This window comes from Sporolactobacillus laevolacticus DSM 442 (assembly GCF_000497245.1).
Classification (GTDB): Bacteria; Bacillota; Bacilli; order Bacillales; family Sporolactobacillaceae; genus Sporolactobacillus; species Sporolactobacillus laevolacticus.
On the sequence record NZ_AWTC01000001.1, the window covers coordinates 241,441 to 256,275 of the forward strand.

A 14,835-nucleotide genomic window follows, 5' to 3' on the forward strand; every position below is an offset into this window, starting at 1 on the left:
TTCTCCCCACATTATCGCAAATGCCGAAGTAGGGTGCAACACAGAGGGCGGGATCACTGGTAATCGCTGATATTATTTCCTTTACACTGGCCTTTAAAATAAGCATCGGCGAGTGATTTGCCATCGATATCGGGCTTCTTTGCTCCTCTTATATGGATGTGATGCTCCGCATTCTTATAAAACATTGAAAACACATCGGTTAATGAAGCTTCCTTTGGAACCGAAAGATTTTTCAACCTGGCATATCTTTTCTTTGTGCTCGAAAGCGTCAGCAGAAAACGAAGGAAACGGAGCGGGAGCAAACGTCTTTCTTTATAGATAGCGAAAAGAATGAATGAAATGATAATCCAAAGATTAGCTGAAAATGGATAATGCCACAATGCGAGGGTACTGAAAGCAAGCAAAGCCGCAATTGAGAAATAAAGTGCTCTTTTATAAGCCTGTTTAAATGGATACACGACTTCTAAAAAAACATGCATCAGCCTCCCTCCATCCAAAGGCCATATGGGCAGCAGGTTAAACAGGAGTAATGCACTATTCTGGCTCAAAAAGATCTGATGTTGTGCCGCGCCCCAGAATGGAAAAGCCAGAAATCCATACGAAAGCAGCGGCAGCCAGATATTCTGCAGCGGACCGGCAATCAGAACAAGACATTCCTCATGAAACGGATGTTCTTCATGTTCATCCAATTTAGCAACTCCGCCGAAAGGAAGCAACTCAATTTCCGTCACTTCCCAGCCAAACCAGTGAGCTGTAAAGGCATGTCCAAGTTCATGAATCAAGACAATCACAAAAGCGATTACCGTCTCCCACAGATGTCCGGTCAATGTTCCTGCCGCAATGACAAGCCAGAAAATCGGATGGATTCTGATTTTAGAAAGCAGCAGTCTAGTCAAAGGACATCACCTGTATGGGATCGATAAATTTTTCACCTTTTTTCAGCGCAAAGTAGAACGTTCCTTTTTTGTCTTTTCCAGAGGTAATGCCGATCTTCTGTCCTTTTTTCACCTCCTGATACACTTTTACGTTAGCCTTATCAAGCTTCCCGTACCATGATTCATCGCTGTCCTTGTGTTGGATAACAACGGTTTCGCCGATATTCTTCTTTTTGCCGACAAAAACAACAAGACCATCTTTGACTGCCCGAACTTCAGAGTGTGATGAAGTCTCGACGGTTACCCCTTTCGTAGTATTGCTATATGGAGACTTCACCTCACCGATAACCGGTTCAGCAAAGGACGAAGAATTCGTACGATTTGTACTGATCGAACGACCGCCATCTGCTGATTTCGATGTATTGTTGGAAAAGCTGGGCAGAAAACTTATTGGATCTCCCAAATTCTTTTCATACCAATTAGAAACAGCCGCAAATTGGAATTCCTGCGTCATCGCTGTCTTAATCGAATTTTTCACCGCGTGAAAATGATCACCAGTACTCGTATTAATCAGATAGGTTGAGCCGACGAGCAAAGCAGAGACAAGACATTGAACAAAGAAACGGCGTGATCGGTGAATAGGCGGGTGCTGCCCCTCATCCGTATGTTCCCAGTAAGGATATGGATCACGCCGATTGCTCGTTTCTCTGTATTTCGGATATGACTTGGGTGGTGCCTGCAGCATCATTAGTTTTCTCTTTTTTCGTTCTAAATGTCTCCTTTTATAATCCGTAACGTCTTTCATGTTCGGCTTCCTTTCCACCTTGTCCTTTTTTCTGATAAGGTTTCAATAAATGGATAGATTGATGGGTTAAAATCTGCAGGTAGCTTGGACATTGAAACAAGCTTCTATGAACACTCTATGCGCGTATCATATAAAATATGAACATACAAAAAGCGACCATCACTCGAGAGTTTCTCGAACAATGGCCGCTATTCGCGGTTTTATTTATTTTTTATCTCATACCTAACAATGATTTAAATCGATGCAAGAATCCATTTTTTTCTTCAATCGCCATAAGCGGCACGGTCTCGCCTAAAATCCGCCTTCCAATATTTCGGTAGGCCTGCGAAGCCTTTGATGATGGATTAAGGACAACCGGCTCACCCTTGTTCGAAGATGAGATTACTCCGTCATCATCCAAAACTATACCGAGTAAATCTATTGCCAAAATGTTCATGATCTCATCAATCTCGAGCATTTCGCCCTTTTTCAGCATATGCTGACGAATGCGATTAATAATCAACCGAGGCGGAGTAATCTGCTTTTCCTGCTCAAGTAAGCCGATAATTCGGTCAGCATCTCGCACTGAAGAAATCTCGGGGGTTGTCACAACAATCGCATGATCTGCACCTGCTACGGCGTTTCTAAAGCCACGTTCAATACCTGCCGGACAGTCAATAATGATATAATCAAAATCCGCTTTCAATTCATCAACCATTTTTTTCATTTCAGATGGATTTACGGCCATCTTATCGGTTGTCTGGGCAGCCGGAAGCATACTGAGACATTCAAATCGTTTATCTTTTACCAGCGCCTGATTCAATTTGCATCGGCCATGCGCCACATCTACAAGATCGTAAATAATTCGATTTTCCAGCCCCATAACAACGTCTAAATTACGCAAACCGATATCCGTATCCACAAGACAAACTTTCTTTCCCTGCAATGCCAAAACCGTTCCAATATTTGCTGAAGTAGTTGTCTTGCCGACACCGCCCTTGCCTGAAGTCACAACGATTGCTTCCCCCATGGTTGCACCCCTCTTCAATAAAATTACATCTTCTCAAGCGCGAACGAAAAATCATGTTTCTTCAATACGGAATGCATCCGGTCAATAACGATTTTTCCAACACTTTCGTCCAGGTATGCACATTCAAGTTTCTGGTTTTCGTTCATCTCTTCAACGGGTCCGCTTTCAGCTCGGCTGATCACCTGACCTATTTTTAACTGAGTTGGCGACATGACGGAGGCACAAATCACGGCATGCTTTCCGTCACTGCCGGAACCCGCAAGTGCGATGCCCCGCAGCGCACCAAAAATATAGATATTTCCCGTCGCCGAGACGATTCCTCCCGGATTCACATCACCGATCAAAAGCAGGTCTCCCTCGACGGAAAGCGTCTGTCCGGAGCGGATAATTCGAGCAATCGGCACAATTTTTTCTTGTGTCTTCTTTTTCGAAAATTCCTCAAACGTCATCACATTTGACTGGATCTCATCAACTTTCAGATAGTCAAAAGCATGAATCATTTTTTTGAGTTCATCTCGTTGCGATTCGCTAAGATAACGATTTCCTGCTTGAACTTTTACCGATATGACAGGACCATTCTTATAAAGATTGGCGTTTACCGTCAGTTTTTCTTTAAGTTCATGCAACAAATCGTGATAAGCGCAAGAGTCATCCATAACGAGCACAAGCCCGTCTTTCCTGCCTTTCATCGTTACAAGTGGATGATTGGCTGACATCGGGATTTTCACCTCGATATGTTTTTATTCAATAGAGGAAGGACATAATCCTTCTTAAATAAGCAAGCAGTATCATAAGCAGTCGAAAATTAGTTATTGATTATTTTATCGGCAAAAATGCCTTTATTTTTCAGGTCCATCCGAAATCCGTTCCAAATAACGTCTGAATGGGTAATAGATGATTGCCGCAAAAAGCACATTCAGCAAGATAGTTGGGATAAGATTCCATTGAAAGAAAAAGGAAGGCTGCTGGTCGGTTAAGCCAATCATCAGATAAATGACATAGACTTCACACTGCATAATACATACACCTGCAACCACCAGGAGCATAGTCATTGCCGCATTCATGTTTACCCACCGGGAAATAATCTGAGCGCAATAGATGGCGACTGCCAAGCTAAACGCATAGACCCCCAGCACGGACGAATAGATTATATCGATTAAAAAACCAAACAGCACGGCATATTTTAAGCCCCAGCTTATTGAGCCAAAAAAAGCAACCATGAGCAATGCAACAAGCACAAATTCGGGGACGATCTGAGCCTTACCCCAAGCATAGCTAAATGGAAAAAGGGGCATAACGGTCCCTTGAATAAGAAAGAGGAGAAATAGAAAAATGAAGACTTTGATCTGCTTCAATTGCCCTTCCCCCCGCTACTGGACGTCTGCGCCTTTCTTTCAATGATCATCACATAGCTTAGATCATTTAAATTGGCAGCAGGTTTGACCTCAGCAGCCTTTGTAAGTCCATATTGATCTGTCGTGACATGAGTAATTGTGCCAATCACAAGACCTTTTGTATATTTGCCGCTTAAACCCGATGTCGTAACGATCTGACCTTTTTTCACATTCGCCTTGATCGGGATTTTCTGAAAAAGTAAAACACCCTTGTTCTGATCATATCCCTCAATCATGCCGAATACCGGTTGCGAATTTTTGTTTTCAATGACCGCGGAGATCTGGTTTACATTTTGCTGATCAGAGATAAGCGAGACCTTACTTGTAAAATTCCCGGTTTTTGAAATACTTCCGATTAGACGCCTGCCAGACGTGATCACCGGCATCCCGTTCTTGATACCGTTGACTTTGCCTTTGTCCAAAGTTATTAGCTGATTCCACTGATCGCTTGATCTTCCTATCATGGTTGCTGAATACTTTTTAAAATCTGAAAGTGCAGGATCTTTAAGCAAGTTCAACTGCGCTTTCAATTCATTGTTTTGCATCGAAAGATCTCTATTTTCTTGCTCAACACTCGCATAATCTGCTAGATTTTCTTTAAGTCGCTTATTTTCTTTATAAGCATTATTGATATCATCGACATTCTGAAAGAAACCCGCTACATAGCGAGCGGGTACATTAACAACATATTGAAACCCTCCAACAACATCCTGAACAAATTGTTCCGTCCATGTAGAACGCGTACCCTCTTTAAGAGAGTAGCTAATCAAAGCAATCAAAACAATCAGGCTTGTTAAAAGGACAATCAATTTTTTATTTGAGAAAAATGAAGGCATAGAGACACCTGCTTAATCATTTACGTTCCATTCGAAAGGAATTATTTTTTGTTTGACAATGAAATAGTATTAGCTTTAGAGCGGATCAAAGGCAAATTTTCAAGTGAACGGCCGGTACCGATTGCAACGCAATCAAGCGGATTCTCAGCCACCATCACAGGCATCTTGGTTTCATCGCTCAGAACATGATCCAAATTTTTCAGCAGAGCGCCGCCGCCAGTCAGGACAATACCGCGATCCATAATATCAGCAGCAAGTTCAGGCGGCGTCTTTTCCAAGGTCACTTTGACCGCTTCTACAATCTGGTTGACGGAATCGCTCAAGGCTGAAGCAATCTCTTTACCGGAAATTTCAATGGTTTTCGGTAATCCGGACAAAAGATCGCGGCCGCGGACTTCCATCTTGGCATTCTCTGTTTCTTCTGAGCCGCCAGCAGAACCAATTTGTATTTTCAAGGATTCGGCTGATCGCTCACCAATCATCAAGTTGTACGTCTTCTTTACATATTGGATAATGGCTTCATCCATATCGTCTCCTGCTATCCGGATCGACTGGCTCGTTACAATGCCGCCTAACGAAATGATCGCTACTTCAGTCGTTCCTCCGCCAATATCAACAACCATGCTTCCTGTCGGTTCCCAAACTGGAAGATCGGCACCGACCGCAGCAGCGAAAGGCTCTTCAATTGTATACGCCTCACGTGCTCCAGCTTGTTTTGTCGCATCTTCAACAGCACGTTTTTCCACTGCAGTTATGCCTGAAGGCACACAAACCATTACACTTGGCTTACGTGAAAAAATCGACCTTTGTTTTTGAGCTTGATTTATGAAATATTTCATCATAGTCGCTGTCGTTTCAAAATCCGCGATCACACCATTTTTCATTGGTCGTACCGCTACAATATTGCCCGGTGTACGACCGATCATATTCTTGGCTGGGCCGCCGACCGCCTCGATCAGACCTGAGTCTGTATGCAATGCGACGACTGATGGCTCTCTAACGACCACACCTTTGCCTTTCACATATACTAAAGTGTTGGCCGTGCCGAGGTCTATACCCATATCTTTAGAAAATCCGCCAAACATCTATGTAATCTCCCTTCAAGTTGCAGAACTCATGCACTTAATTATATCTTAATTGATCTTGAATTTATAGGGCTTGGGCAAAATGTCCACAAAAACCCATCAGTTTTCCATTACCTGCTGATCTTTTAGATCAAGCCTTTTTGCTTCAAGCTTACAAATTTCCGATCACCGATCACAATATGATCCAAAACATCAACACCAAGCATTTTGCCGCAGGAAACAAGACGTTTCGTGACATCGATATCCTCCCTGCTTGGTGTTGGGTCACCACTTGGATGATTGTGAAAACAGATAATCGATGCCGCCGATTGCCTAACCGCTTCCTTGAACACCTCTCGCGGGTGAACTATTGAGGTATTCAAGCTGCCTACAAAGATCGTTTTCTTTTGCAGGACCTGATTTTTGGTATTAAGAAATAAGGCAACAAAATGCTCTTGCTTTAAAGCACGCAACTCTTCCATCACATAATCCGCGCCGTCTTCCGGAGAGCGGATCGCATAACGGGAATCATGAACCATACGCGCCATGCGTTGGCCGATCTCGAATCCGGCCAGCAGCTGGACCGCCTTGGCTGTCCCGATACCCTTCACGCTTTTTAGTTCTTCAATACTCGCTTCTTTCAATAGCTCTAAGCCTTTAAACTGGCTGACTAACCGTTCAGCAAGCTGCATGACTGATTCATTCTTTGTACCTGAATGCAGTAGAATCGCTAGCAGTTCCTGATTGGAAAGCGTCGGCGCTCCTTCACGAATCAGGCGCTCTCTCGGGCGGTCCCCTTGAGGTACATCTCTCATCATCACGTTTTTGTTCATCTACCGATTCCCCCATTCTTTGAAGGCAATGCCATTTAAGATATACCATACCTTTTCTGGCTGACTTCTGCAGAATGGAAAAAGCAAAAAAAGACACGACTTTTGTGGTAGTCGTCCATTATTTTCGACGGCAAACTATAATTTATGTCAATAAAGCACAAAAATAGGGTGAATTATTTTTTTCCATTTGTGCTATTAATCATTACCCCATATTCAGAAACTGATTCAAGCAAGGATTGCTGAAATTGTACAAACTGCGCTTCAGAATGGCTGGCCGCGAGTTTTTGTGCGGCATTTTTCGACTGGTCCACACTTGCGAGAAAACGGCCAACCGTATTATCATTTGTCGACGCTGCATTTGTTCTGCACTTTTCATACAGCTTGTCCATATTTTGCATTGTTTTTTTAGATGGACTACTTGCTCCATTCTGTGATTCTTCAGAAGCGGCCAGAAATGCCAGCATCAACTTTTTGCCATCAAGCGCGCTATTCGCTTGTTTCTTATTATTGAGAAATCCTGTAGCCGGCTGGAATTGCATCTGTTTCTTGAAAACGGTCAGCCCTTGATCTTTATCACGAGTAAGCAGTTGGCTTGCTCCTGCATCTGTCTCTGCGACACCGACAAAAATCGCCGTTCCTCCTGGAGTAGCCATAAGAATAGACGGCCCATGATTTCGGAGCTGGCTTGCAATTTGATCAGCTTTACTTTTTGATCCAAAAAGCCCCGCTTGTATTAAATAAACAGATAAATTAAGATCCTGGTTTTGAATAGCTTGTGATTTTTCTTCTGTTTGCGGCGATTTTCCTGAATTTGCCCACGTATCCTTCACCGCATGGTTTTGCTGACTGAAGATCGTTAACATGGACAAACCAATCACTAATCCGACAACCACCGCAGCCGCTGCAGGTAGCCAGAAAAAACGAATGATGCGAACGGGCCCTGAAATCTGGTGTTGTTTCGGACGCCAAATTCTCTTTCCTCTGAACAAAGAATGTTTTCGTTTTACAAACGCATCCTGGTCAGTGAGCAAATGTGACGGTGCGTGCGCGTGTTCATCTACAGACTTAAGCTCAGTAGAGAAGGCAGTGCTCCAGTCAAGTGATTTATCCTTATCAGCCGCCGTCTCTTTTCTTGTCCATTCATCAAGATTATGTTTTTTTCCATTGAACGTAACCGTCACATGGGGTGCCTGTTTCTTGTTATCGGACACATTTATCCCCCTCACAGCAAGACAAAACTCTTCTTCCGAAAATAGTAGCACACCAAGAATGAAAAAGGACGAGACATTTGTCGTCTCGTCCCAAACTTTTTTCGCTGTTTTTCACGCTTCACATATATGAAACTGTGCACGTCAGTAAGCCGGATCAGACAAAACGTGCAACTCGGTTCTTCCCCTTCTGCTTTGCTCCTCTGTACATCGCATGATCGGCATTGTAGATCAGTTCCGAAGGCTCAGTCGCATCAACCGGTGCTGTTGATGTTCCCAGACTGATCGTCACATAAATCTGATCGTAGCGATTCTCGGATTCATTAAAGATCATAAACGGTTCAGCCGCAACAGCTAGCCGGATCGTTTCCGCCACAGCGAAGCACAAATTACGATCAAGTCCTGGGAGCAGCACCGTAAATTCTTCACCGCCATATCTAGCCACAATGCCTTTATGTCCAACGGTTTTTCTCAGACGATTGGCGACTCCAATCAGGATCGCGTTTCCATTCTGATGCCCGTATGTGTCATTAATTCTTTTAAAATTATCAATATCCATCATGATAATCGAAAAGACTTCTATCGATGGGTTATTGTACATTTTACTGATAGCCTTCATCAAATATCTGTAGTTAAACAGATCCGTAAGCGGACAACGTTCGCTTTCCTTTTTTCGAATTTCAAAATTTTTAGCGTTTTCAAGTCCAATGGCTAAAAAATCGCCAACAATTTCCATCCCGATTCTGCTTGTTTTTGTATAGGCTTTATTTAAATGAGAAGCAATCGTCATCACGCCCATAACCTGGCCGCGATGCATCATAGGAACAGACAAATAGGACTTTGCCTGTCCATTGGAAAGCGCGTCAAGGAAAGGATACATGTCTCTCGCGCGGCCGAAACCAATAATCGCCTTGGACTGGCGATATACACTGAGACTGATATCGGCTTCCTGTTGGAAAGGAACAAACGACTCACCCTCATCTTTACGGAACATACGAACGAGCTTTGGTTTTTCCGGATGGGTGTACAAAACAACATAAAGATAATCGACCGGCAGCATTTTCGGCGTTTTTTCAAAAAGTAGATCAAACACATGCTTCACAGAAAGTTCTTCTGTAAGCTGCTGTCCAAGATGATTAACACTTTGCAAAAAATTAATTAAGACTTGACTATTGTTTATAAGACGAATAATAACAGAGAGCGTAACCATAGGTACGGCAATAATCATCATGCCAAGCCAGCCTTTTGTGGCGTACATGAGGTAAAAGGCGATGCCAAGCGGCATCATCAGTATCGTCATTGCAACTTCCCATACGGTGTCTTTATCGAAAAATTTCAACTTTACCGGTGGACTAAGCAACCATCTTCGTATAATATGTAGTGCAATCGTATTGACCACATAAGCTGAAAAGTAAAAGCCGATAATCGGAATAAAATTTAAATCAAGAACATTACCTGAAATCATCTCAACTTCGCCGCCGAGCGCATAATACATCGAACCGGCAGATATGGAGACAGCGAGAAACATTAATGAATTTACAGGGATACGATGGGCATCGCTGATTCCTATTCTCTGGGACAGCAAATAGACAAAAATGCCGAATTGCGTCAGCAATGTCTCGACAAACAAACCAAAAATAAGGAAGGAGGCAAGTCCTATTCCTTGAAGTACAATGATATCTGTTCCCTTAACTTTAAAACTGAAGAGAGCGGTTAATACAAAAACGATGCCTACAGTAGCCAATGAAGAAGGCGTAACATTTCGTGGTGGATCAGCCATGTAGATAAGAGGTAGTGTAAAAATCAATGTAAGGATCCAGATTGCGCTTACCGCTCGTCGCTTCACTTCGCTCAATCGCACTACCTCCTTTATCCTTGCATGTGCGATTTGAATTCGAAAATCTTCTATCCTATTACTTTTTTACTAAGTGTATTGTAGCAAAACAAAGACAAGTTGAAAAGGTTTTTCAAAACCTTCTCAACTTTCCACAAAAATCGCCCAATTGTTTTGTCCCTTGTTTTCTGAATATCCGGCATTTACAGACAAGAATCAACGGTTTTGAAAGCATAACAATTCATGTCGGACAGCTGAAATAAAGTAAAGCGAACCGCAAACAAGCAGCATTTCATCTTCTTTCGTCGCTTCAATTAACTGACGAAGAGCCGCTTTCCAATCCGGTTGGTTCACTTTCTTTTGATGCTGCGCGGCTGCATAGAGCAGTCCACTTTCTGCTGCACGTGGATAGTCGAAAGATGTCAGCGTAATATCGTCTGCAACAGTTTCAATCAGGTGGATCATTTTTTCATATTCTTTATCCTTTAATGCAGCATAGAGTAGATGAATAGTACGATCGGCATAGTATCTTTTCACCGTTTGAACAAGTGCTTCAGTTCCCTGAACATTATGAGCCCCATCAATAACGACGAGTGGGGCTTTCATCATTCTCTCAAATCGGCCTGGCCACGCAGCATTCTCAAGTCCGGAGCGTATCGCTTGTTCACCTGGGTCTATCCCGCAATAATTCCTCAAATATCCAACCGCCATGAGCGCAGCAGCAGCATTCTTCAATTGATGTTTGCCTTTCATGTGAATAGTCAGATCGGTTTCATGAATAAAATCGGATTCAAAGCTGAAATGTTCGCCTTCCTCACCATGACTAAGAGGGTGTGCATCAAATTCATGACCAAGAACAAACAGTTTCGCCTTTTTTTCTTCAGCTTTCTCACGAATTACCGCAAGCGCATCAGGGTGTTCTGCCGATGTTACAATGCCTGTTCTGTCTTTGATAATTCCCGCTTTTTCGAAGGCAATGCTTTTGATTGAGTTTCCAAGCTGCTTCATATGATCCATCGCGACATTCGTGATAACCGATACAAGCGGATGGATGACATTTGTTGAATCCAATCTGCCACCAAGTCCTACCTCATAGATAACCAAATCACATGGGTTTAACTGACCGAAATAGACAAAACTTATCATCGTCACGACCTCAAATTCAGTAGGTATGCCCAGATCGGTTTCCTGATCGACCGCGAGCGTAAGCGGATAAACGATATTGGCCGCTTTCACCAAATCATCGTCGCAGATCGGCTGTCCGTTCACCATCATTCGTTCGTTAAATGAAGTGATGTACGGTGATATATAGGTGCCGACCTTTAAGCCGGCTGCCTCATAAATATGCCAGAGATAACATACGGTTGATCCCTTTCCATTGGTTCCGCCGACATGAATGGCACGTATCTTGCGCTCCGGATTGTTCAGTCTATCAAGCATCCATTCCATTCTATTTGTTCCAGGTTTGATGCCGTGCGGAATTAGCTCGTGAATCCATTGAAGTGTTTCATTAATTGTTTCAAACATGACTGTGCCCTCCGAATGAACAGTTTACATTGATGAAGAAAACGGCAGCGGGCGATTAAGCTCCCACCACCGTTTTGGCCAATGATCGTACTCCTATTTTAACGCAATCAAGCTTGCAATTCAGCAATTCTTGCTTGCAGTTTATCGCGTTTCTGCAGATAATCCGCTTGTTTCTCACGCTCTTGATTTACTACTTGTTCCGGAGCTTTGTCAACAAACCGAGGATTGTTTAATTTCTTCTCAACGCGCTCAACTTCAGCGTTCATTTTATCCAATTCTTTGTTCAGTCTGCTGATTTCGTCATCCAGATTAATCAGGCCGGATAACGGGAGATAAATGTCAGCACCGGAAATAACGGCAGACACTGCTTTTTCAGGAGCTTGGATCGCTGTTCCAATTTCGAGCGCCGATGGATTGCAGAAACGTTCAATGTATGTCTTATTTTGTTCAAAGATCTTCGTTTCGCGATCCGTTGCGGTTTTGATCAGAAGATCAACCGGCTTCTTAGGCGCAACATTCATTTCAGCTCGAATATTGCGCACGGAACGGATCACGTTCTGCAAAGCAGCCATTTCTTTATCTGCTTCTGGATCACTCCACTCGGCAACCGCAACCGGCCACTCACTATGCATAATCGTCTCACCTTCATGAGGGATATGTTGCCAAATCTCTTCGGTCACAAATGGCATGATCGGGTGAAGCAATTTAAGAATTTTATCGAGCACATAAGTCAATACAGACTTCGTTGTCTTCTTTGCTGTATCATCTTCACCATATAGCGGCAATTTCGCCATCTCAATATACCAATCGCAGAAGTCATCCCAAATAAATTGGTACAAGTAATGGCCGGCTTCCCCAAAGTCATAGGTTTCATAAAGGGCTGTCACTTTTTCGATGGTCGTGTTCAGGCGGGTAAGAATCCAGCGATCGGCTACTGAACGTTCGCCAGACAAGTCCATATCTTTTAGCGTAAATCCTTCCAAATTCATGATGACGAATCGCGAAGCATTCCAAATTTTATTGGCAAAATTCCAGTTAGCCTCTACTTTCGACCATTGGAAGGTAAGGTCTTGACCCGGTGTTGTTCCGGTTGCCAGCGTGTAGCGAAGTGCATCGGCACCGTATTTTGCGATGACATCCATCGGATCAATCCCGTTACCAAGCGACTTGCTCATCTTACGTCCCTGTTCGTCACGTACGAGGCCATGAATCAAGGTATCACGGAACGGTCGCTTTCCAGTAAACTCAATCGATTGAAAGATCATACGCGCAACCCAGAACGGAATAATATCATAGCCCGTCACCAGTGTATCTGTCGGGAAGTAGCGTTTATAATCCGCTGCCTCTTCATCTGGCCAGCCCATCGTAGAGAATGGCCAGAGTGCGGAGCTAAACCATGTGTCCAGAACGTCTTCATCCTGTTTCCAGTTCTCAACATCCTTTGGTGCTTCCATACCGACATACACTTCACCGGTCTGCTTGTGGTACCATGCCGGTATCCGATGACCCCACCAAAGCTGCCTGGAAATACACCAATCGCGAATATTCTCCATCCAATGACTAAATTGCTTTTCAAATCGTTCAGGAACGAAATTAACTTTGTCATCTGACTTCTGATTATTCAAAGATGCTTCAGCAAGTGGCTTCATTTTTACGAACCATTGTGTTGATAGAAACGGTTCAACGACAACGCCGGTTCGCTCTGAATGCCCAACCGCATGAGTATGCTCTTCAACATAGGCAAGCGCTCCGGATGCTTCAAGATCCTTCACGATTTGTTTTCGACATTCCTCGCGATCTAACCCTTGATATTTACCTGCGTTTTCGTTCATTTTTCCGGTAATGTCGATAACGAGAATTTGAGGCAAGTTATGACGCATACCCACTTCAAAGTCATTCGGGTCATGTGCCGGTGTGATTTTAACAGCGCCGGTTCCAAACGATTGATCTACATAGCTATCGGCAACAATCGGGATTTCTCGTCCAACAAGCGGCAGAATCGCCGTTTTTCCGACAATGTCTTTATAACGTTCATCTTCAGGATGAACGGCGATAGCAGTGTCACCGAGCATCGTTTCAGGACGAGTTGTCGCAATTTGAATGGAACCTGATCCGTCGGATAGCGGATAATTCACATGCCAGAGATGGCCAGGGATTTCTTTATAAATAACCTCAATGTCAGATAACGCGGTTCGTGCTGCCGGATCCCAGTTGATAATATAGGTTCCACGATAAATCAACCCTTTATTATATAGGTCGACGAACACTTTGCGAACAGCTTTAGAGAGTCCTTCATCAAGCGTGAAACGTTCTCTTGAATAATCCAGAGACAGCCCAAGCTTAGCCCACTGTTTTCTGATAAATCCGGAGTACTCTTTCTTCCAGTCCCAAGCAACTTCCAAAAACTTTTCCCGTCCTAAGTCGTAACGTGATTTGCCCTGTTCACGAAGCTTGGCATCAACTTTTGCCTGTGTTGCGATGCCTGCATGGTCCATACCCGGCAAGTAAAGTGCATCATAGCCCTGCATCCGCTTAAAACGAATCAGCAAATCCTGCATTGTTGTGTCCCAGGCATGACCGAGATGAAGTTTTCCCGTAACGTTAGGCGGTGGGATTACAATTGAATACGGTTTTTTCTCCGGATCACTTTCCGCCTTAAAATACCCTTCTTCCAGCCAAGTTTTGTACCATTTCTCTTCATTCTGGCTCGGATCATATTTCGTCGCCAATTCTTTTCCCATCATTTACCGCTCCTTTAACAATCTTTATCATCATGCTCTTGTTTAAGCAGGCAGAAGTAACGCAAAAAGGAGCCTTCTTCATCACAAGGACGAAGAAAGCTCCGTGGTACCACCTTTATTCGCGTGCAGGAAACACGCCTTATTGAATCGATAACGGAAATCCGGACTTTCCTACTTGATCGTTAATCAATCTTTCAGAAAGACTGCTCGAGGGCTACTTCCACTCCGGCGGCTAAAGAAGCTTTTCAGCGCATCAGCTTCTCTCTCTTGTAGAGGATGTTCACAAAGTCCGGGAAATCCTCTTCTAGCTTAAAGATGTGTACTACTCCCTGTCTCAGCATTTTCACTCTGACACAGAACAATAATGTGTTTTGTACTCATTATATAGATTTCATGTTCCACTAGTCAATGCCAACTGAAAATTTTTCACGTCCCTGGGGTCAAGCGCACATACAGACCATGAAGCACATAAACTATGAGCATAGCCAACCTGAAGTCTTTTTACTGAAAGGAGCAATCATCGTGTTCAAGAACAAACGTTTTCAACCATTTTTAAAAAAATGCCGTGAAGGATTGAGTATCGTCGTTCTGCCGCTCGCTCTTTTTCAATTAATCCGCACTATTTTTCTGCCGACATCAATGGATGTGCTACTCACCGCTCTTCTTTTCTTTATCTACGTCGGTTTTTTAAAAAAGTGGCTCTGAGCCG

13 protein-coding genes and 1 other annotated feature are annotated in these 14,835 nt (G+C 43.5%); of the genes, 1 reads left to right on the forward strand and 12 read right to left on the reverse strand.

What is annotated here, in order from left to right; translation table 11 throughout:
- Positions 1 to 53: 53 nt before the first annotated feature.
- The 12 genes from P343_RS20590 to P343_RS20645 all read right to left on the reverse strand — a co-directional run bounded on the left by P343_RS20590 (position 54) and on the right by P343_RS20645 (position 14,126).
- Positions 54 to 896 carry a site-2 protease family protein gene (locus P343_RS20590; RefSeq protein ID WP_023508581.1) on the reverse strand — a complete coding sequence of 281 codons (843 nt, stop codon included), beginning with the start codon at positions 894 to 896 and terminating at the stop codon, positions 54 to 56.
- Positions 889 to 1,680: a M23 family metallopeptidase gene (locus P343_RS20595; RefSeq protein ID WP_023508582.1), complete on the reverse strand. Its 792-nt coding sequence runs from the start codon at positions 1,678 to 1,680 to the stop codon at positions 889 to 891. Before P343_RS20595 ends, P343_RS20590 begins: the two co-directional genes overlap by 8 nt.
- A 211-nt stretch (positions 1,681 to 1,891) precedes the next feature.
- Positions 1,892 to 2,689, reverse strand: coding sequence for a septum site-determining protein MinD (gene minD, locus P343_RS20600; RefSeq protein ID WP_023508583.1), 798 nt, complete (start codon positions 2,687 to 2,689; stop codon positions 1,892 to 1,894).
- Between the two features lie 23 nt (positions 2,690 to 2,712).
- Positions 2,713 to 3,405, reverse strand: a complete 693-nt coding sequence (gene minC / locus P343_RS20605) for a septum site-determining protein MinC (RefSeq protein WP_023508584.1) — start codon at positions 3,403 to 3,405, stop codon at positions 2,713 to 2,715.
- A 123-nt stretch (positions 3,406 to 3,528) separates the two neighbouring features.
- On the reverse strand, positions 3,529 to 4,044 hold the full coding sequence (mreD, locus tag P343_RS20610) for a rod shape-determining protein MreD (RefSeq protein WP_023508585.1): 516 nt from the start codon (positions 4,042 to 4,044) through the stop codon (positions 3,529 to 3,531).
- The gene (gene mreC, locus P343_RS20615) at positions 4,041 to 4,919 is read right to left on the reverse strand and encodes a rod shape-determining protein MreC (RefSeq protein ID WP_023508586.1); all 879 of its coding nucleotides are present in this window, start codon (positions 4,917 to 4,919) and stop codon (positions 4,041 to 4,043) included. Before mreC ends, mreD begins: the two co-directional genes overlap by 4 nt.
- A gap of 41 nt (positions 4,920 to 4,960) precedes the next feature.
- Positions 4,961 to 6,004, reverse strand: coding sequence for a rod shape-determining protein (locus tag P343_RS20620; protein ID WP_023508587.1), 1,044 nt, complete (start codon positions 6,002 to 6,004; stop codon positions 4,961 to 4,963).
- 125 nt (positions 6,005 to 6,129) lie between these two features.
- Complete coding sequence (radC, locus tag P343_RS20625) at positions 6,130 to 6,816, reverse strand: RadC family protein (RefSeq protein WP_023508588.1); 687 nt, start codon at positions 6,814 to 6,816, stop codon at positions 6,130 to 6,132.
- A gap of 173 nt (positions 6,817 to 6,989) precedes the next feature.
- Entirely contained in the window at positions 6,990 to 8,027 is a 1,038-nt protein-coding gene (locus P343_RS20630) for an SPOR domain-containing protein (protein WP_023508589.1), read from the reverse strand.
- Positions 8,028 to 8,181: 154 nt separating this feature from the next.
- The gene (locus P343_RS20635; protein ID WP_236620310.1) at positions 8,182 to 9,870 is read right to left on the reverse strand and encodes a sensor domain-containing diguanylate cyclase; all 1,689 of its coding nucleotides are present in this window, start codon (positions 9,868 to 9,870) and stop codon (positions 8,182 to 8,184) included.
- A gap of 204 nt (positions 9,871 to 10,074) precedes the next feature.
- Positions 10,075 to 11,385, reverse strand: a complete 1,311-nt coding sequence (locus P343_RS20640) for a bifunctional folylpolyglutamate synthase/dihydrofolate synthase (RefSeq protein WP_023508591.1) — start codon at positions 11,383 to 11,385, stop codon at positions 10,075 to 10,077.
- 107 nt (positions 11,386 to 11,492) lie between these two features.
- Positions 11,493 to 14,126: a valine--tRNA ligase gene (locus P343_RS20645; RefSeq protein ID WP_023508592.1), complete on the reverse strand. Its 2,634-nt coding sequence runs from the start codon at positions 14,124 to 14,126 to the stop codon at positions 11,493 to 11,495.
- Positions 14,127 to 14,208: 82 nt separating this feature from the next.
- Positions 14,209 to 14,471 (reverse strand) — a binding site (T-box leader).
- A gap of 177 nt (positions 14,472 to 14,648) precedes the next feature.
- On the opposite strand from P343_RS20645, the gene P343_RS20650 reads away from it, so the two are divergent.
- Positions 14,649 to 14,831, forward strand: a complete 183-nt coding sequence (locus P343_RS20650) for a hypothetical protein (protein WP_023508593.1) — start codon at positions 14,649 to 14,651, stop codon at positions 14,829 to 14,831.
- Positions 14,832 to 14,835: the final 4 nt, after the last annotated feature.

Bases quoted from the DNA above. Each gene is read 5' to 3' on its own strand.
- P343_RS20640 (WP_023508591.1), bottom strand. From the start codon at position 11,385: ATGTTTGAAACAATTAATGAAACACTTCAATGGATTCACGAGCTAATT.
- minD (WP_023508583.1), bottom strand. From the start codon at position 2,689: ATGGGGGAAGCAATCGTTGTGACTTCAGGCAAGGGCGGTGTCGGCAAG.
- minC (WP_023508584.1), bottom strand. From the start codon at position 3,405: ATGTCAGCCAATCATCCACTTGTAACGATGAAAGGCAGGAAAGACGGG.
- radC (WP_023508588.1), bottom strand. From the start codon at position 6,816: ATGAACAAAAACGTGATGATGAGAGATGTACCTCAAGGGGACCGCCCG.
- P343_RS20645 (WP_023508592.1), bottom strand. From the start codon at position 14,126: ATGGGAAAAGAATTGGCGACGAAATATGATCCGAGCCAGAATGAAGAG.
- mreC (WP_023508586.1), bottom strand. From the start codon at position 4,919: ATGCCTTCATTTTTCTCAAATAAAAAATTGATTGTCCTTTTAACAAGC.
- P343_RS20595 (WP_023508582.1), bottom strand. From the start codon at position 1,680: ATGAAAGACGTTACGGATTATAAAAGGAGACATTTAGAACGAAAAAAG.
- P343_RS20620 (WP_023508587.1), bottom strand. From the start codon at position 6,004: ATGTTTGGCGGATTTTCTAAAGATATGGGTATAGACCTCGGCACGGCC.